Origin of the sequence: Micromonospora chalcea (assembly GCF_002926165.1) — a bacterium.
GTDB lineage: Bacteria > Actinomycetota > Actinomycetes > Mycobacteriales > Micromonosporaceae > Micromonospora > Micromonospora chalcea.
Genome location: NZ_MAGP01000001.1, coordinates 249,015 through 267,100, shown reverse-complemented (window position 1 = coordinate 267,100; position 18,086 = coordinate 249,015). Strand labels below are relative to the sequence as shown.

At 73.1% G+C, this 18,086-nt stretch carries 13 protein-coding genes; 6 read left to right on the top strand and 7 right to left on the bottom strand.

Translation table 11 applies throughout. From position 1 onward, the window contains the following. Nucleotides 1-896 precede the first annotated feature (896 nt). The 4 genes from BAW75_RS00660 to BAW75_RS00645 all read right to left on the bottom strand — a co-directional run bounded on the left by BAW75_RS00660 (nucleotide 897) and on the right by BAW75_RS00645 (nucleotide 9,003). Nucleotides 897-2,921: a hypothetical protein gene (locus tag BAW75_RS00660; protein WP_104112335.1), complete on the bottom strand. Its 2,025-nt coding sequence runs from the start codon at nucleotides 2,919-2,921 to the stop codon at nucleotides 897-899. 134 nt (nucleotides 2,922-3,055) lie between these two features. Next, the gene (locus BAW75_RS00655) at nucleotides 3,056-4,000 is read right to left on the bottom strand and encodes a GIY-YIG nuclease family protein (protein WP_064445507.1); all 945 of its coding nucleotides are present in this window, start codon (nucleotides 3,998-4,000) and stop codon (nucleotides 3,056-3,058) included. Nucleotides 4,001-4,045: 45 nt separating this feature from the next. Beyond that, nucleotides 4,046-5,746, bottom strand: coding sequence for a bifunctional 3-(3-hydroxy-phenyl)propionate/3-hydroxycinnamic acid hydroxylase MhpA (gene mhpA, locus BAW75_RS00650; protein WP_104112266.1), 1,701 nt, complete (start codon nucleotides 5,744-5,746; stop codon nucleotides 4,046-4,048). A 116-nt stretch (nucleotides 5,747-5,862) separates the two neighbouring features. Further along, nucleotides 5,863-9,003, bottom strand: coding sequence for an ATP-binding protein (locus BAW75_RS00645; protein ID WP_104112265.1), 3,141 nt, complete (start codon nucleotides 9,001-9,003; stop codon nucleotides 5,863-5,865). Between the two features lie 254 nt (nucleotides 9,004-9,257). On the opposite strand from BAW75_RS00645, the gene BAW75_RS00640 reads away from it, so the two are divergent. After that, nucleotides 9,258-10,085 carry an SAM-dependent methyltransferase gene (locus tag BAW75_RS00640; protein ID WP_104112334.1) on the top strand — a complete coding sequence of 276 codons (828 nt, stop codon included), beginning with the start codon at nucleotides 9,258-9,260 and terminating at the stop codon, nucleotides 10,083-10,085. Here the strand turns inward: BAW75_RS00640 and BAW75_RS00635 are convergent. The 3 genes from BAW75_RS00635 to BAW75_RS00625 all read right to left on the bottom strand — a co-directional run bounded on the left by BAW75_RS00635 (nucleotide 10,065) and on the right by BAW75_RS00625 (nucleotide 12,132). Then, nucleotides 10,065-10,883, bottom strand: coding sequence for an endonuclease/exonuclease/phosphatase family protein (locus BAW75_RS00635; RefSeq protein WP_104112264.1), 819 nt, complete (start codon nucleotides 10,881-10,883; stop codon nucleotides 10,065-10,067). The two genes, BAW75_RS00640 and BAW75_RS00635, sit on opposite strands and share 21 nt — an antisense overlap. Before the next feature lie 157 nt (nucleotides 10,884-11,040). Further along, nucleotides 11,041-11,691, bottom strand: coding sequence for a M23 family metallopeptidase (locus BAW75_RS00630; protein ID WP_043329946.1), 651 nt, complete (start codon nucleotides 11,689-11,691; stop codon nucleotides 11,041-11,043). A gap of 48 nt (nucleotides 11,692-11,739) precedes the next feature. Then, nucleotides 11,740-12,132, bottom strand: coding sequence for a VOC family protein (locus BAW75_RS00625; RefSeq protein ID WP_043329945.1), 393 nt, complete (start codon nucleotides 12,130-12,132; stop codon nucleotides 11,740-11,742). 814 nt (nucleotides 12,133-12,946) lie between these two features. Between BAW75_RS00625 and BAW75_RS00620 the strand changes: the two genes are divergently transcribed. The 5 genes from BAW75_RS00620 to BAW75_RS00600 are packed head-to-tail and all read left to right on the top strand — an operon-like array spanning nucleotide 12,947 to nucleotide 18,067. Next, on the top strand, nucleotides 12,947-14,131 hold the full coding sequence (locus BAW75_RS00620; protein ID WP_208635142.1) for an aminotransferase class I/II-fold pyridoxal phosphate-dependent enzyme: 1,185 nt from the start codon (nucleotides 12,947-12,949) through the stop codon (nucleotides 14,129-14,131). Further along, the gene (locus BAW75_RS00615; protein WP_069088339.1) at nucleotides 14,128-15,114 is read left to right on the top strand and encodes a UbiA prenyltransferase family protein; all 987 of its coding nucleotides are present in this window, start codon (nucleotides 14,128-14,130) and stop codon (nucleotides 15,112-15,114) included. Before BAW75_RS00620 ends, BAW75_RS00615 begins: the two co-directional genes overlap by 4 nt. A 1-nt stretch (nucleotide 15,115) precedes the next feature. Further along, on the top strand, nucleotides 15,116-16,165 hold the full coding sequence (locus tag BAW75_RS00610; RefSeq protein ID WP_104112263.1) for a thiamine-phosphate kinase: 1,050 nt from the start codon (nucleotides 15,116-15,118) through the stop codon (nucleotides 16,163-16,165). Beyond that, nucleotides 16,165-17,160, top strand: coding sequence for an NAD-dependent epimerase/dehydratase family protein (locus BAW75_RS00605; protein ID WP_167435506.1), 996 nt, complete (start codon nucleotides 16,165-16,167; stop codon nucleotides 17,158-17,160). Before BAW75_RS00610 ends, BAW75_RS00605 begins: the two co-directional genes overlap by 1 nt. Next, the gene (locus tag BAW75_RS00600; RefSeq protein WP_043322980.1) at nucleotides 17,147-18,067 is read left to right on the top strand and encodes a diacylglycerol/lipid kinase family protein; all 921 of its coding nucleotides are present in this window, start codon (nucleotides 17,147-17,149) and stop codon (nucleotides 18,065-18,067) included. The genes BAW75_RS00605 and BAW75_RS00600 overlap by 14 nt, the downstream gene beginning before the upstream one ends. The last annotated feature ends 19 nt before the right edge of the window (nucleotides 18,068-18,086 follow it).

Here is an 18,086-nt window from a genome sequence, read left to right as displayed (position 1 = left end):
TTCATAACTGCAGGTGAACGCAGCTCTGCCACTGTCGGATAATTGCGCGCCACTTACCCGACAGTCGACCCGGAGCAGCGTCCCGCCCGGCAGGGAGCGCGCAAAAGCGCAGGCCGTAGGCCATCACGGCATACACAACGGCGCGCCTTGCCGCAGGGAAAACGCGAGCGAACGCGCGTACGGCGGCCCACGTGCCCCGCTGCGCCATGCCCGTGACAGATGGTGCGCTTCAGCCAAGAAGCGCGTCGGCGGGCGTCATCCGCCCCGCCTATGCCGTCCTCGCCGCACATATTGACGAGTGGAATAAACGCCGTCGTGTACGGGCCTGAAACTCCTGGCCAAGGCCCATCTGATAGCCGATGACATCATCCAGACTACCTCCCCCGGAGCGCAGCATAACACCAGGCGTCGCTCTGCGTTGCCCGTCGATCACGCCAATCAGGGCCGCCAATCCGGGCAGCCAAGATCAGTATGCTCACGACACTCCACGCGACCTGCGGAAATGGCTTCCGCGCCCGGATCGGGGCGCGCGATAAGCGCGTCGACCAAAGGAAAGGAGTGGCGAAAAACAAGAGGAAGAAGTCCTCAAAATTGCCCTGATCCACGGGGTTGACTTCTCGCCCAGGAGCCCGTGCCGGCCGACCTCATCCACCCGTGCCGCAATCACGGACTGGAGGGACATGTCCGTCTCATGTGGAATCGGCGCCTTATCGGAGACAGTTCCTACTGCGGAGAAGAGCCGGATAATGAGGTCTTGTTCGGGATCTGGCCGTAAAGACGCGGGATATCCAATCGCTGATTCACCTGTCAGCGATCAGACGCCGCGCGCCGCTGCCGGTGGCGCCACTCCCCCGGCGGCGGACCGGGCGTGCGCCATCGCACGCCCGGTCCGGACGTCACGGGCAGGGCCGGCCCGGGCAGACGTCGATCACCTTGCCGGTGAGCAGGAAGACGGCCTTCTGCCGCTGCGCGCCGGGCTGCGCGCGGGGGAACTCGTGCGAGTCCTCGCCGTACTCCGGTCCGGCCGGGGCGAGGTTCGTCGGCGGTGGCGCGTACGCCGCGCCGCTGTTCCAGACCACCATGGCCGAGCCCGCGTACGGGTACCTGCGGATCGGCGCGATGCCCCAGAACGGGCGCACGTCCGGTGACCAGCCGTCGGCGAGCGCCGGAGTGTGCAGGCGGGCGCCGATGGTGCGGGCCTGCACCTCCGCCGCCGCGGTGGAGACCTGCTGGTCGGCGAAGGCCACGTGCATCAGGACCCGGTGCGCCGGGGTACGCGGCAGCGGCCGGTCGGTCATGTGCTGGGCGTACCCGTTGGCCTCGGACCGGTCCCACAGCATCTGCAACAACCCGAAGACGAGCTGCTGATCGATCTTGTCCGGGTAGTAGCCGTCCAGGACGGTCTGGAACGGGGCGAAGTCGACGCTGCGCTGCAGCAGCGTGGAGTAGTTCATCGCGGGCACGCCGAGCACCGAGCGGGTCCAGTCCTGGGCGATGGCGGTCAGCGCGCCGCCGTTGATGCCGCCCTGGCTGTTGCCGTCGTAGTGCAGCCCGCCGGCCACGTCGATCAGCGGCCGTCCGGCGGCGTCGCGGAACGCCGGGTGGCCGGCGAACCCGTTGCGATGGATCATCGTCCGGCCGAGGAAGAGGAAGTTCAGGAAGCTCTGCTGGAGCCGGTCGGCCACCGCCGGGAAGGCGCTGAGGTCGGTGAAGGCGCCCCCCACGTACGGGACGTCGGCCGCCGCCATGCCGATCCAGCTGGTCGCGCAGAAGGTGAAGTCGTACGTCTGCGACATTGTCTTGACGTTGCCGGCGTTGATCTCGGTGGGCCGGCCGAGCAGCCCGTGGCCGTAGAGCGACAGGTGGGCTGGCTTCGTGGCGGACGCGCTGCGCGGGATGTTGCAGACGAAGTCGGCCGCCACCGTCGTGCCGGACGGTGTGGGCAGCGCGTTCGGCGTCGGCGGCGTGCCGTCGCCGCCGGGCGGACCGTAGTGCAGCCGGGAGCCCGGTCCCCCGTCACCGGTCAGGTAGGACGGCACGGCGACGGTGCCGGTCACCTGCCGGGCGATCAGCGGGTCCTGCTCGGGCGTGTAGTCGGTGACCTGGCTGACGGTGAACGAGGGAGCGCGGCGGCCGAGCGCGGCGAACGCGCCGTCCCGGACCGCCAGCATCCGCCCGGTCAGACCGTGCCGGCTGGCGACGGTGAAGTCCCAGGCCAGGTAGAGGCTGTGCCGCTTGACGCCGGCCCGGCTCAGGTCGGCGAGGATCCGCTTCATCTGAGGCGCGCGCGGGTCACGCCGGTCCAGGCCCGCGCCGGTCACGTACCTGCGGAACGCCTTCGGGGCCGGGATCAGCGCGCCGTCGCCGTCGCGCATGCCGCGCAGGCCGACGACGTACCGGGCGCCCTCGGTCAGCGCGACCGCCGGCCGGATGATCAGCACCTGCCGGTCCGGGTTGCCGGCGGCGTGCGCGTCCAGTTCGGCCCAGTACGGCGTACGCCGCCCGGTGCGGGCGTCGAGCAGCACGATCGGCGCGTCCGGCGCCAGCGAGCGGCCCACGTCGGTGACCGGCGCGATCCGGGTCCGCGTGGCGTCGAGACCGGGTACGCGCGCCAGGATCGGCGAGCCGGGGCTGAACCCGTCCTGCCGGTTCCACTCCGCCGGGTCGATCGGTACGCCGAGCACGTTCGCCGGCATCGCGGAGGCGGCGAACCGCACCCGCTTGCCGGTCGGCGTGCTGCGGTCCGGCACGGTGAAGTAGTCGTTGGGGAACGGCAGCAGGCAGGCCGCCGGGTCGATCGGGTCGCAGGACCGGTTCGCGGCCGGCGCGGGCGGCGCCGCGGCGGCGCCGGAGCCGAGCAACACGGCCGATACGGTCACCAGCGCGGACACGGCGAGACGGAGCCGTCTGGGGGTGGGCACGCGCGTCTCCTTCGGCATCGGAGTGTGGTACGACGGTGGTGGATGGTGGTGCTCTTCCTACGCGCGTGCACGCATCCCGGCAAGGGATCGCCGTCGCGGCCGCCGCGCCCGGCAGCGCACCAACCTTCCCGTGCTCAACTCGACAGCACGTGCCGGACGAGGTCCGGGCAGTGGGTCTTCCAGTTGAGCGCGGGTCCCTTCCTCATCAGGTCCAGGTTGAGCCGGCGAGCAGCCTTGACGATCTGCCGCCGGGTCAGCGCGTCGTGCGCGCTCTCGACCGACTCGAACTCCAGCGCCAAAACCCCCGGTCGGACGCGGTAGGGGGCCCGGGCCGCACCCATCGCTCGCAGCCGCAGCCGCGTGCGGAACTGTGACCGGGCCACGGTCTCGTCGATGTTCAGGCGGATGTGCGGAGCCTGCGGCCGCCGCCGGTCATGGCAGACGAACAGCGTCTCCAGCGCGTGCACGGAGACGGTGAACAGGCGCGGGTAGCGGGCGGCGTTGGTGCCGGGCAGCGCGGTGAGCGTCCAGAAGTCACGCTCGGTCTGCTCCGGTGCAGGGATCGTGAGGCGCAGGTACGCCCCGACCAGACGGCCCATCTCGGCGGTGAACCGGGCATCGGCTCGCAGCCGGTCGAACTGGTGGCGGGTACGGCGGCGCAGGTCGGGATCCCCCTCGCCGAGCGCGAGGGGGATCGGGCACGGCTCGTGTCCGGCCAGCCAGCGTTGCTGCCGCGGCGGGGGCAGTATCCGGTCCAGGTCGGCGGCGCCGAGCCGGCCGGCGGTGTGTACGACGTTGCGCAGCCGCACCCCGGCCGACTCCCGCCTGCGGATCTGATCCCGCTCCTCCTCGTCGAGCCGGTCGCGCGGCACCCGCCGGAAAGCGATCTCGACGATGTCGTGCCACTTCTGGCGGTGCATGCCGAACCGCGCCACCACGTCGACGGCCTGCCCCACGTACCGCTCACCGTCGGCGAAGGTCAGCTCGTAGATGCCGCACCGGCCGCGTGACCTGGGCAGCAGGTGCGCGATCGAGCCCGCCCCGTCGACAGCCACCCGGTCGACCTTCGCGTCGTCCACAGTGAACGATGATAGGAGCGGGAGCCACGGGCACCGGGGCTCAGGTCACGAACCCGGCGCCGCAGCGAGTCCCGCTGTGTCCGCCCGGCTCCGGCCTCCGTCCGGCGCGCCGAGCGCGGCGGACAGGTCCCGCCCGGCCTGCTCGATCCCACCGGCAGCCACCATGGCGAACACGAACCGGTCCGGCCGCAGCACCACCAGGTCGGCGCCGTGCCGTCGCAGCCAACCGCCGAGCACCCCCTCGGCGTCCACCACGTCGACCCGGTCCGGCCCGCCGGGTGCCGAAGGGCCGGCAAGCGGATCCGGCAGGTCGGCGAGCGACGTACCGCTCGGGTGGACCGCGACGAACCGCGCCGGCAGCCCCGGCCGCCACGCTCCGAGCGGGTTGTCCACGCCGGCGCGGCCGAGCACGGCGAAACCGTCGCCGAGCACCTCGTCGAGCAGGCGCTCCCCGGGCGCGCCCGGGACGAGGACCCGCGGCTGGGGGAACATCGTCCCGACCACGCCGGCGCGCCGCCCGCCGGCCATCAGGCCCCGCCGGTACGCCGGCACCGGCTTGAACTCGAAGCGCTCCACGAACCGCCGTACCCGGGGGATCGTCTGCACCGCCCGCAGCGCGGCGTCGCGCATTCCGGCGGTGACCCGGTTGCGGGCCAGGAAGACGTGCCCCAGCCGGACGCTCGTGCGCGCCATCTCCACCGTGTGCGGGCGCCGCTCGATCTCGTACGTGTCGAGCACTGCGGCGTCGGCGACGCCGGACAGCACCAGCGACAGCTTCCACGACAGGTTCGCCGCGTCGCGCAGGCCGCTGCACAGTCCCTGGCCCATGAACGGCGGCATCTGGTGGGCGGCGTCGCCGAGCAGGAACACCCGTCCCTCCCGCCACCGTCGCGCGATGAGGTGGTGGAAGGTGTAGACCACCGCGCGGGTGACTGTGAACCGGTCCGGGTCGACGTACGGCGAGACGAGCGCGGCGACGGTCTCGGGCCGCTGCATCTCGTCCTCGGTCTCCCCCGGGCGCAGCATGAACTCCATCCGGTAGCTGCCGGCCGCGCCCGGGGACACGAACGCCGGACGCCGCCAGTCGCAGACGAACCGGGTGTCCCCGACCCGTACCGCGTCGGGCGGCACGTCGCCGGAGACGGCCAGCCACGGCTCGGCGTAGCTCGCCCCGGACAGCGGGATCCGGACGGCGGCGCGGGTGGCGCTGCGCGCGCCGTCGCAGCCGAGCACGTACCGGGCGCGGACCGTCCGCCGCTGCCCGGTGGCCACGTCGGACAGCAGCACGGTGACCCCGTCCTCGTCCTGGGTGAGGCCGGCCATCTCGGTGCCGAGCGAGAGCTGCACGTGCGGGAACCGGTCCAGCCCGGTACGCAGCGTGTGTTCCAGCCGAGGCTGGTCGAAGAAGCGCAGCGGCGCGTGCCCGTACCCGAAGTCCGTCTCGGACAGCGCCATCCGGGCGAAGACCCGGCCGGCGCCGTTGACGTATTCCACGAGCGGCGGCGCGACAGTGGCGTCGCGGATCTCGTCGAGCAGGCCGGCCTGCTGGTAGATGCGCATCGCCTCGTCGTCGCAGGAGAAGGCCCGCGGCTGGCCGTGCGCCGTCGCACTGCGCTCCACGACGAGCGTACGGACGCCGCGGGCGCCGAGCAGGTTCGCGGTGAGCGCGCCCACCGGCCCGCAGCCGATGACGGCGACGTCGACCTCCTGGACGGCCTGGCGATCCGGCGGCTGAACTGATCCCATCGTGATGCCCTTTCGGAACGTGGTCCCGGACGGCTCCGGCCGTCCGACGCCGACCAGGGCACCAGCCCGGCGTGGAAAGGGTGTGGAGAAGGCGTGGAGGCGGGCCGCCACACCGGTCAGAACGTCGCGAACCGCTGCCGCAGCAGTGCGGCGCCCTGGTCGGCGGCGATCCGGGCGCCGAGGTCCCACTCCGCGCGGTCGCGGCGCGCGACCCCACGGATCCGGTGCAGCTCCGCGACGACGACGCGCTCACCGAACCGGTCCGCCACGGCCAGCCCTTCCTCGGCCAGCGTCGCGGCGGTCTCCGCGCGACCGGCGGTCAGGTACGCCTCGGCCATCGCGGCGCACGTGATGGTGCGGGTGGACCGCAACCCGGGACGGTAGAACCCGTCGGCGGCGGCGCGCATCGCGTCGAGCCGGCCGTGGTCGCCGGCGCGGGCGGCGGCCCACTCCAGGAAGTACGCGCCGGTCGCCGTCATGTGCGGCAGGCCGGTGGACCTCCCGATGTCCCGGCACCGCCGTCCCGCGGCGTCGGCCGCGTCGACGTCGTGTTCCTGCATCGCCAGCCAGGCCGCGTAGAGCGCCGCGTTGGCCCGGCCGTACGGGTCGTCCAGTTCCTCGGCGAGGGCCTCGGCGTCGGCGATGTCCGCCCGGGCGCCGACCGGGTCGCCGCGCATCGACCGCACGAGCGCCCGGAAGTTGTGGCAGGCCAGCACCGGCCGCCGGCCGACCTCCCGGCGCAGCAGCGCCCGGTCGACGGTACGCAGCCGTTCGATGCCGGCGCTGAGCCGCCGCTCGGCCTCGGCCTGACGGCCGGTGAAGTAGCCGACCGCGCCGAGCAGGTACTCACCGGCCACGGCGATCAGCCCGCTGCCGTCGTCCGCGGACCGCACCAGGCGCCCGGCGAGGTCGGCGCAGATCGCGAACTCGGCCCGGTTGGCGGCCAGCTCACCCAGCGCCCAGAGCGCGTGCCGGAGGTCGGTGTCCGGCCCGACGAGCGTCAGCAGCTCCCGGGCGCGGGCGCAGACCTGGTCGACGGCGTCGCTGCCGACGCCGACGGTCATCTGCAACAGCGCCGCGCGGCGCAGCTGGACGGTCAGTTCGGTGGACGCCGCGTCGGGCGAGGTCTGCGCGGCCGGGGCCAGCCGGTGCGCGGCGCGTTCGAGGTGGCCGAGCGCGTCCTCGTAGGCGACCCGCCGCGTCGCGTCGTCGGCGGCGCGCAGCGACCACCGCAGGTGGTCCTCGCCGTGTCCGAGGCCGATCGCCTGACCGTAGTGGCGGGCCAGCTCGGCCGGCGCGACACCGGCGGCCCGCTCGTACGCGCGCGCCAGCCGGGCGTGCAACGCGGCCCGGCGCGGCGGGACCAGCTCGGCGTAGGTGACCTCGGCGATCAGCGGATGGCGGAACGTGACGGTGCCCGGCCCCGCCTCGGTGACCAGCGCGGCCGTGTACGCCGGGGCGAGCGCTTCGGCGACCGCCGGTGCGGTGGTGTCCAGCGCCGCCACCATCACCTGCAGGTCCAGCTCGTGTCCGGCCACGCTGAGCAGGTCGAGGCAGCGTCGGGCGGGCTCGGGCAGCCCGACGAGCCGCAGCCGTACCGTGTCCCGGATGCTCGGCGGCAGTTCCGCGTCGGCCGCCGCGTCGGTGCGGGACCGCAGCAGCTCGGTGAGGAAGAACGGGTTCCCGCCGGTGCGGGTGACGAGGCGGACCACCACCGGCTCCGGCGGCGCCACCCCGGTCCGGCGCCGGACGAGGGTGGCGACCGAGGAGGCGTCCAGCCCGGCGAGCCGGAGCTGACCGAAGTCGCGGCCGCGCGCCAGCTCGGCGACCGTCGCCACCAGGGCCGGGTCGTGGTCGTACGGACGGAGCGTTGCGACCACCAGCGCCCGGGACGTGGACAGCCCGGCGGAGAGGTAGCGCAGCAACAGCAGCGAGTCCGGGTCGGCGGCGTGCAGGTCGTCCAGCACGACCAGCAGGCCGTGCCGCCGGGCCGCCGCGTGCACCAGGCCGGACGCCGCCTCGTACACCTGGAACCGCGCCGTGGGGTCGAGGCCGCCGCCTTCCGCGGGGCCGGGCAGCGATCCGGCGGCGAACCCGCCCAGGCGGCTCGCCGAGCCGGTGGCGCCGGCGTCCGGCATCGCCGCGAGCGCGCGTACCACCTGGTTCCACAGCCAGAACGGTGGCGCCTGCCCGACGTCGGGACAGCGACCCCAGACGACCGGCACGCCGCCGGTGGCGGCCCGGTCGCCGAGCGCCGCGGCGAGGCTGGTCTTGCCGATGCCCGCCTCCCCCACCACTGCCAGCACCCGCCCGCCGCGCCGGGTGGCCGCGTCGAGCGTCTCCCGCAGCAGCGCAAGCTCGGCGCCCCGCCCCACGAGCGGGTCCGCGTGCCGCCGCGGCGACTCCGCGGCCGGGCCCGGTTCGGGTTCGGCCGGCACCGGCGCGGGCCCGGCCGCCCGCACGACCTGCCGGCCGGCCACCGCCGAGGGTCCGGGCTGCGCCGGTACGGCCTGCTCCAGGATCAGCCGGTGCGCCGCCCGCATCTGCTCACCGGGGTCGAGGCCGTACTCCGCGGCGAGGACCCGGCGGCCCTCGTCGAAGGCCGCGAGCGCCTCGGTCTGCCGGCCGGACCGGGACAGCGCCAGCATCAGCTGCGCGCGGGCCCCCTCGCGCAGCGGATTCGCCGACACGAAGCGGCGCAGTTCCGCCAGCAGCGGCGCGTGCCGGCCGGCCGCGACGGCAGCCGTCAGGCGGCCCTCCTCGGCGGTGAGCCGCAGCTCGGTCAGCCGCGCCACCTCCGGACGCACCGCGTTCAGCTCGCCGACGCCGGCGAGCGGCTCGCCCCGCCACAGCGCCAGCGCCTCGGCGTACGTCCGCTCGGCGACCGCCGGCTGCCCGGCCGCGAGCGTGTCCGCCGCCCGGTCCACCAGGCGTCCGAATCGGATCGCGTCGACGGCATCGTCCTCGACCCGCAGCTCGTACCCCCGGGGGCGGCTGCGCAGGACGCGCGCCGGCTCGCGGTGGGACCGCTCGGGCTCCACCGCCCGGCGCAGTCCGGCGACGTAGGTGCGCAGCGTCGTGTGGGCGCTGGCCGGCGGTCGCCCGTCCCACAGCGCCTCGACCAGCCAGTCGGCGGCGACGAACCGGTTCGGCCGCAGCAGGAACAGGGCCAGCAGGGCCCGCTGCTTCGGCCCGCCGAGCGGCACGCCTCGCCCGTCCCGGTCGATGCCGGGCGGACCCAGCACCCGGAACCGCACGCCATCACCCTTACGACGATGTTCACCTGTCCGATGCCGAGTATGGCAGTGGGAACGCCACATCGGACATCGGCGAGCCGGTTCCGGCCCGGCGCGTTCCGCGTGTCGCACGGTGAACGTGCTGGTGACGGGCCGACGCCGTGGGAGCGGTACCAGCCGGGGCCACAATTCGGGCCGTCCGGTCGCTACACTCCCCGAAAACGCCCGTAACCCCACCGGCGGGCGGCGCTGATCAGAATCGAATGGAGACGCCTGTGACCCGCGACAAGGCGGCACCCCCCGGCATCGACCTCAACGTTCCCAGCGTCGCCCGGGTCTACGACTACTTCCTGGGCGGCAAGGACAACTTCGAGGTCGACCGGAAGGTCGCCGAGCACGCGCTGCGGATCACGCCGGACGGGCCCGCCGCCGGCCAGGCCAACCGGGCGTTCCTGCGCCGGGTCATCCGGTTCCTGGTCACCGAGGCGGGCATCGACCAGTTCCTCGACCTCGGCTCGGGGCTGCCCACGCAGGGCAACGTGCACGAGGTCGCCACCGAGCACAACCCGGCCGCCCGGGTGGTCTACGTGGACAACGACCCGATCGTGCTGACCCACGGGCGGGCGCTGCTCGCCGCGGAGGGCACCGCGACGGTGATCCAGGCCGACGTCCGGGCACCGCAGGAGATCCTCAACGACCCGGACGTCCGCCGGTTCCTCGACTTCGACCGGCCGATCGGGTTGCTGCTCTTCGCGATCCTGCACCACCTCGGCGACGACGAGGACCCGGGCGCGGTGGCGGCGGAGCTGATCGACGCGATGCCGTCCGGCAGCTACGTGGCGATCTCGCACTTCCGCGACCCCGGCGAGCGCGACCCGGAGGGCTCCCGCAAGGCGCGCGAGGTCGAGCGGGTCTTCAACGAGTCGCTGGGCACCGGCCGCTGGCGTACCGACGAGGAGATCCTCGCCTTCGCCGACGGGCTGACGGTGCTGGAGCCGGGGCTGGTGCCGCTGGCCGAGTGGCGTGTGGATCCGGTCGCGCCCGCGCCGCAGCAGACCGACACCTACCACACGTTCGTCGGGCTACTCGCCCGCAAACCGTAGGTCCGTCGCGGGCTCGCCGTCGATCGACACCGTCGCCAGCAGCGCCGGATGGTCGGTCGTCCCGCGCATGTCCACCGGCCGGTGGCAGCAGATCGTGACGTCGCCCGTCGTCACCATCTGCTGCCGGGCGCCGTCGTCGATCCGCCGGTAACCCGCCGGCACGCACGACCGCACGTCCGGCGTGCCGCCGACGCGCAGGTTGAGGTCACCGGCGAGCACTGTGGGCGCGTACCCGCCGTCGCGGCGGATCGCCGGCACCACCGCGCCGACCAGTTGGGCGCACTGGGCCAGCGCGACCTGACCGCTGGTGTTCGCCAGGTGCGTGGTGCAGGCGTGCAGCAGCCCGGCGGCCCGCAGGCAGAGCCAGACCCGCTCCTCCGGGTCGGCGAAATCCTGCGCCGGGTAGGTGCCGCGGTGCACTGTGGGCCGCGCACCGCGCGCGTCGAGACGGGTCACCAACCCGATCCCGTACGGCTGGCCGTTGTTGCAGTAGGTGGGCGCGGCGTTGGGGCGGTCACCGGCGGCGTGGAACGCGGACACCACCGTGCCGCCGAGGAGGGCGGCCCGCAGCGCCCGCTCCAGCGTCTCCACGTCGTCGCGGCAGATCTCGTTGAGCGTGACCAGGTCGGGTCGCTCGGCGGCGATCACGTCGGCGGCCTGGCGGACGGCCCGGCCGGTGTAGCAGCCGGCCCGGCCGCTGTTGCAGAGGTTCATCTGGAGCACCCGCAGCGTCCCGGAGCCGGGCTCGCCGAGCGGCGCCGACCCGGCGGGCAGCCCGGCCACGACGAGCAGGCACATCAGCGCCAGCGCCCGGCGGGCACGCCGGGTGGGACGGGTGGCGGGCGGCCGGGACAGCGGGGCTCCAGCGGGTACGGGCGGCGGGTGCCGGTGATCCTATCGCCGGGACCGCTCTCGCCGCCGTCCGGCACGACCCCGGTGGTACGCCGAACCGTGGCTACCGGCGACCCTGGTCGCAGTTCGCGCTGGTCAGCCGGACGGTGTACTCGCGGTCGTCGGACGTGATGCCGGACGGCACGCCGTCGAAGTGGGCCTCCACCTTCTCCCAGCCCCGGCGCTGCTCGTAGTGCAGGTGCGGGGCGCCGGAGTTCCCGGTGCTGCCGACCCGCCCGAGCTGATCGCCGCGGGCCACCCGCTGACCGGCCTCGACCAGCGGCGGTTCGAGCAGGTGCAGGTACTGCGTCTCCCACTTCCCGCCATGGTCGATCTTCACCCAGTAGCCGCCGCCGCGCCCCTTCGGCCCGTTCGGGTCCTGCGGGGTGCGACCGCCCAGGGAACCGTTGACCCCGGCCACGGTGACGGTGCCGGCGGCGGAGGCCAGCACCGGCCGTCCCCACGCCTCGCCCCGGGTCGGGAACAGGTCGATGTCGTAGTCGTCGTGCCCGGGATAGGTCGACAGGCGCCACGTCTCACCGCAGGCCACCGGGAGCTGGAAGGCCGGGCGAGGGCCCGGCGGCCGCAGCAGCGGCACCACGACCACAGCGACGGCGCCCAACGCGGCGAGGACGCCGGCGACCAACGCGACGCGGGCCAGGGGGCGGCGCGGCCGACGGAGGGGACGTGGGTCGCGCGGACGCTGGGTGCTCATCGCTTCGAGCATGACACGGGCCATGCGGACGCCTGCGTGGCCGCGCGCCTACTCCCACGCCTGGGAGAGGGACTCGAAGGTCTTCGGATCGCTGTGGCACGGGATGACACACACGAGATGACCGCCCGGAGCCCGTAAGGTGATGCACTCCAGCCAGCGGCCGACCTCGACAGCACCGAGGGCGATCAGCCGGCGTGCTTCGGCCTCGACGTCGTCGGTCTCGATGTCGACGTGATATCGAGCCGGCTCGTCCACGGACTGGATCGCGAGCACCAGGCCGGGCAACGCGCCGTGCAGAGAGGTGAACTGCGGCTCGTCGGGGACTGTACGTGCCGGAACGCCGAGTGCCGTCGACCAGAAGGCGGCGGCTGCGGGCGCCTCACCGCCCGGCACGTCGATCAGGATCGTCGAGAGTCTGCTGCGATGCGCCACGACGATCATTATCCACATTCTCCCGCCGATTCGCCTGCCCGATGCGCGACCGGTCAAAGCCGGGCAGCCGGAACGAAGATGCGGGTTATTCATCGACGACTATTCGTTGATCTTGTCGAACCGGCCGGATGACCCCTGTTCAAGCCCTCGGTCACCGCCCTGCGCACCGCACCGGAAGCCGGCGTGGACCCCGCGCCCGGGAGGAACCGACGCCCGAAGCGGGGTGGACTCGCGCTGCGGATCCGGCGTAGCATCCTGCCCCAGAGAGATCGCTTAGCGATTCGCCGCTGATGAATGTCGACAGCGGAACGGGGGAGGTACCGGTCTATGCGTTGCCGTCGAAATACCGTTTTCATCGGGCTGCTGTAGAAGCGCGTCTTCTGGTTCTGGTCCTGGCTTCCGAGAGCCTTCGCAAGCCTGATGGCCTGATGCCGGCTGATATCGCCGGCCCCGGATCGAAGTGCAGGCCGCGCTGCCCGGATCACCCGCTCGCATTCGGAATGGCCGAACCGCGGCCGGCGGCCGTCGTTCACCCGGGCGAACCCGCCACCGGCGTGTCGGCGCGCCGTTGCGCCAGGCCGCCGGGCAGGTCCGGCCACCCTGCGGCGAGAGCCCGGGCCCGCCTCGGCGGGCACCCACCCGCAGAGCCTCCGTACGCCGTCCGCGTCCGATCGCCCACCTCCCTCCGCACAGCGGTTCCGTGCCGGCCGGAACCGGTCGGCGGTGCGCCGCCGTCCGGAGCGAGTTCGCCGACAGCTGGGGCAGCAGGTCCGCCCGATGACCTGATGCACACGGGGTACCAGACGAGAGGGGTTACGCGAACGTGGTGACAGTGGACATCTTCGGCCGCTGCCGGTCGTACACCGAGAGCAGGGAGGCTCGCGCGGCCAGGCTCTACCCGTACTTCACTCCTTTCGAGGGGCAGGACGCGACCGTCGCGCAGACCGGGGACGGCGACATCCTGATGTGCGGCTCGAACAACTACCTCGGACTCACCTCCCACCCCCAGGTGAAAGCAGCGGCGCAGGCGGCGATCGAGGCGTACGGGTCGTCGCGTACGGGCTCTCGGCTGCTCAACGGCAACACACCTCTGCACGAGGAGCTGGAGCACGAGCTGGCCGAGTTCCTCGGCATGCCGGCCGCTCTGGTGTTCCCGACCGGCTACCAGGCGAACGTCGGAGTCATCGCGTCGCTGCTGTCTCGTCACGACGAGGTCATCCTCGACCGCGAGGCGCACGCCTCGGCCTACGACGGCTGCGGCATGAGCCGGGCGAAGACCCGCCGGTTCGCCCACAACGACATGGCCGACCTGGAGCGGCAGCTGGCGGCCGGCCCCTCGGACGCCGGCCGGCTGGTCGTGGTCGACGGCGTCTACTCGATGGCCGGCGATCTGTGCCCGCTGAACGAGGTGGTCCGGCTGTGCCGGCAGTACGGCGCCCGCCTGCTCGTCGACGACGCGCACGGCATCGGCGTGCTGGCCGACGGCCGGGGCACCAGCGCCCACTTCGGCGTCACCGATCAGGTCGACCTCGTCACGGTCACCTTCAGCAAGTCGCTGGCGTCGATCGGCGGCGCGGTGCTCGGTCCGGAGGATGTCATCGAGTACCTCCGCCACCACGCGCGCAGCCTCATCTTCAGCGCATCCGCGCCGCCGGCGAACCTGGCCGCCGCCTACGCCGCGTTGCGCATCCTGCGGGCGGAACCGTGGCTGTGCCGGCAGGCGGTCGAGAACGCCTCGTACGTGCGTCGCGAGCTCACCGCCCTGGGTTACGACCCGATACCGAGTGAGACGCCGATCGTGTCGGTGCGGCTCGACGGCGTCCAGCAGACCCTGCTCGCGTGGCGCAGCCTGCTGGACCGCGGCGTGTACGTCAACGCCGTGGTCCCCCCGGCCGCCTCGCCCCGGCTGCGGGCGAGCTTCGCCACCACGCACACGTCGGAGCAGCTCAAGCGCGTCGTCGCCGCGTTCGCCGAAGTCCGCGACCTGATGCACCTGGAGGACCGATGACCGTCAGCCGGCTCGAACCCGCAGTCAGCACCCGGGACCTGCTGGTGGCCTGGGCGCGGATGTGGCGGCTCCACTTCGTGCCCTTCTCGCTGTCGGCCGGTCTGGTCGGCATGACGGCGCCGCCGGTCGGGGCCAGCGCCGCGAGCATCGTGATCGGGCTGCTGTTCTGCACCCTCGGATACGGCGTCGGCGTGGTGATGAACGACTGGTTCGACCGCAAGGCCGACGCCGTCAACGCGCCGGACCGCCCCTTCGTCACCGGGCTGATAAACCCCCACGTCGGGCTGGGGCTGACGCTCGCGCTGTCCACCGCGCTGATGCTGGTGGCTGTCGTGGTCGCACCGACGCTGGCCCTGTGGAGCGTCATCGCGATCGGCGGTCACCTGGTCTACTCCTGGACCAAGCGCATCCCCATGCTGGGCAACCTCGTCAACGGCGTCGACATGGCGCTGTTCACGGTGCTCGGCGCCGTGGCCGTCCGACCCGACGCGGGATGGCTCGACATCCCGGCGGTGACCTGGTTCCAGACGGCGCTCGTCGCGGTCGCGTTCAGTGGCTTCTGCCTCGTGGGGTACTTCAAGGACATCGAAGGCGACCGGGTCGCGGGCTACCGGACGCTGCCGGTGGCCATCGGGACCAGGGCCTCCAGCCGGATCGCCGTGGTGTTCCCGGTCGTGGCGGTGGTGGCCGCGGGCGCGGCGGCCGTGGCGGGCGCCGATCGCGCGGGCGCCTATGCCGAGGTCGTCTTCTGGGCGCTGCTCGTCGCGTCCGGGCTCGGGTTCACGCAGAGTCTCGTGACGCTCATCAGGGCGCCGGAGACCCGCGCGTACGAGGCGCTGGTCTGGTTCATCAGGGCGACCACGCTGTTCTTCCTGTCGCTCGGCGCGCTGCACCGGCCGACGCTCTTCCTCGTCGTCGCCGTTCCGATGATGGCCTATCTGGAGCTGACGTTGCGCGCGACCCAGTCTTCCCGGCAGGCATGACATGACCTCCACCGCCTGGAACCGGCTGTCCCTGAACGCGGCCGAGGGCAGCCTGATCACTGCGATACGCGAGTGCATGGTCCGGTCGCCCCGGCAGCTCAACAACGCCTTCGAGGCCGACGCCGAACTCCTCGATCTGGGCGCCGGCGGGCTCCTGGCACTGACCGTCGACACGTTGAACGACGGCGCCGAGCTGGCCACCGCCACCACGCCGTACGCGAAGGGGTGGTTGACCACCACCGTCAGCGTGAGTGACCTCGCCGCGGTGGCCGCCGACCCGGTCGCCGTGCTCGTCTCCTGCTCGCTGCGCCGGGACAGATGGACTCTCGAGGACGCCCGCGAGTTCGGGCGCGGCGCGTCCGAGGCCGCCGAACGCTACGGCTGCCACGTCGTTGGAGGTGACACGAACTGGGCCAACGAGGAGAGCTTCACCTCGTGTGCCCTGGGTACGCTGCGCCGCGGTTCCGTCCTGAGCCGGCTCGGCGCCCGGCCCGGTGACGCGCTCTACGTGACCGGTCCGGTCGGAGCCGGCAACGCGGTCGGATTCCGCACCCTGGCGCTGGGCGGCACGGCGGCGGGCGATCCGTGGCTGCCCGAGGCGCGGGTGGCCGCGGGCGATCCACTGCGCCGGTACGCCCGGGCGTGCATCGACACCAGCGACGGCCTGTTGAGCGCGGCGGTCAGCCTGGCCGAGCTCAATGGCCTGGGGGTCGAGGTGGTGCTGCACGACGAGGTGTACGCGCCGATCGCCTCCGCCGTCGCGGAGGCGGCCCACCTGCCCCGGTGGTGCTCGGCTGCCGCGGAGTGGGGCGAGTTCGAGCTGCTGTACGCGATCGATCCGGCCGACGCGGAGCGATGCTCCCGGGCGATGTCGGAGCGCGGCCTCCAGCCCGCGCACGTGGGACAGTTCGTCGCCGGCCCGGAACTGCTGCTGATCGACGAGTCAGGCCAGCGCCGGGACCTGCGCACCCTGCTGCCGCGCATGCGGGCGCTCGACCCGGCCGGGTCGTTGCTCGCCGACCTGCGTGCACTGCTGACGGGCGGCTCGTGATGGGGTCCCGTGTCGCGCTGGTGACGGGTGTCACCGGCTGCGTCGGCCGCGCGGTCGCGGCCGCGCTCGCGGAGAACGGCTGGTCGGTACGAGGGCTGGTGCGGACGCCCGCACCGGACCACGCGACGTACGCGGCGCACCTCGGTGACCTGACCGATCCGGAGTCGCTGCGTGGCTCCTGCGCGGGCGTCGACCTCGTGGTGCACGCGGCCGCCGATCTGACCGACTGGCGGCCCGGCCCTCGCATCTGGCAGGTGAACCGGGACGGCACCCGGGCGGTGCTGGACGAGGCGCGACGCTGCGGCGTCTCCCGGTTCGTCTACCTGAGCACCGTCGACGTCTTCGGTTTCGACGCCGCGAAGGTCATCGACGAGGCGTCACCGCGGCGGGTGCCGCGATACCCGTACCCGCTGTCGAAAGCTGCCGGGGAAGACGTGGCGTGGTCGTACCACGGAAACGGCCTGGACGTCACTGTGGTGTACCCCGCCTGGGTCTTCGGACCCGGTGACCGCAATTTCCTGCCCGAGCTCGTGCGCGGACTGCGAGACGGCAAGCTCGTCCAGTTCGACCGCGGCGCGCCCCCGATCGAGTTGACGTACAGCGCGAACCTGGCCGACGCGATCGTGCTGGCCGGCACCGCACCCGGGTGCGCGGGTGGGCGGTTCATCGTCGGCGACTCGTACGGCCTGACCCTGGGGCGGCTGTTCGCCGCGGTGGCCGAGCGGATCGGGGCAAGGCCACCGGCCTCGTCGGTCCCGTTCGGCGCGGCGCTGGCCGTGGGCGCGCTGTCCGAACTGGCCGGGCTCGCCGGCATCGGCACCGGGTCGGGCCGGCCGTTGCTCACCCGTTACGCGGTCCGGTCCGTCGCCGGAGGAATGCGGTACGACGTCGGCCGGATCCGGTCGATCGGCTATTCACCACGGGTCGGCTTCGCGGAGGCGCTGAGCCACTCCCTGGCGGACCTGACGAAGGAGCAGGCACATGGCGGCCGGTGAGCGCGGCCCGGCCGTCTGCATCGTCAACCCCGCTTCCGGGGTCCAGCGCGGGCGCACGATCGAGCAGCGGATCGCCACCGAGCTACCCGAGGCGGACTGCTGGTTCACCCGCCACCCCGGGCACGGCATCGCGCTCGGGCGACAGGCGGTGGAGGACGGGTACGGCACGGTGGTGGCGGTCGGTGGTGACGGCACACTGTCCGAGGTCGCCAACGGGGTGCTGGTGGCGGGCGGGGAGAAGGTGCGGCTGGCGTACGTGCCGGCCGGCACCTGCAACGACTTCGCCCGCGGCCTGCGGCCGGTCGCCGACCTCGGCGGTCTGCTCGACCGCGCCCGCGACCGGGAGACCGATGTCGGCGAGGTGACCTTCACCCGGCCCGACGGCACCCGGGGCCACAGGTACTTCCTCGTCAGCTGCACGGTCGGGCTGATCAGCGTGATCGGCCAGCGGTTCACCGAGAAGACACCCGCCAACCGGGTCCTCAAGCGGCTCAACCTCCAACTCGCCGAGACGGCGTCCAGCATCCGGACGCTGGCCCGCTGGCGGCCCGTCGCGGTGCGGCTGGAACTCGACGGCGAACCGTCGCACCAGATCATCACCAATCTGGCCGTGCTCAAGGTGCCGTACTTCGCCGGCGGGCTGACCTTCGGCCGCGCCGAGCCGCCGCGGGCGGGTTACCTGGACGCGGTGCGGGTGGCCGGCGTGGGCCGGGCCGGCGTGGCCGGGCTGATGTGGCGGGTGTTCCGCGGCGCCGCCGCGGGACACCCGGCGATCCACCGGCAGGAGGTGCGCACCGTGCGTGTCGACGCGGACAGTCCGCTGCCGGTGGAGGTGGACGGCGAGATCGTCGGACGTACCCCGGCCGAGTTTTCGATACATCAGTCGCGTCTGACGACTGTGGTATGAGCCCAGCGAGGGAGCGAGA

What these genes read in the sequence shown, in the direction of transcription:
- BAW75_RS00615 (WP_069088339.1), top strand. Translation starts at nt 14,128, where the DNA reads ATGACCGTCAGCCGGCTCGAACCCGCAGTCAGCACCCGGGACCTGCTG.
- mhpA (WP_104112266.1), bottom strand. Translation starts at nt 5,746, where the DNA reads ATGGGATCAGTTCAGCCGCCGGATCGCCAGGCCGTCCAGGAGGTCGAC.
- BAW75_RS00625 (WP_043329945.1), bottom strand. Translation starts at nt 12,132, where the DNA reads ATGATCGTCGTGGCGCATCGCAGCAGACTCTCGACGATCCTGATCGAC.
- BAW75_RS00600 (WP_043322980.1), top strand. Translation starts at nt 17,147, where the DNA reads ATGGCGGCCGGTGAGCGCGGCCCGGCCGTCTGCATCGTCAACCCCGCT.
- BAW75_RS00630 (WP_043329946.1), bottom strand. Translation starts at nt 11,691, where the DNA reads ATGAGCACCCAGCGTCCGCGCGACCCACGTCCCCTCCGTCGGCCGCGC.
- BAW75_RS00610 (WP_104112263.1), top strand. Translation starts at nt 15,116, where the DNA reads ATGACCTCCACCGCCTGGAACCGGCTGTCCCTGAACGCGGCCGAGGGC.
- BAW75_RS00605 (WP_167435506.1), top strand. Translation starts at nt 16,165, where the DNA reads ATGGGGTCCCGTGTCGCGCTGGTGACGGGTGTCACCGGCTGCGTCGGC.
- BAW75_RS00635 (WP_104112264.1), bottom strand. Translation starts at nt 10,883, where the DNA reads ATGTGCCTGCTCGTCGTGGCCGGGCTGCCCGCCGGGTCGGCGCCGCTC.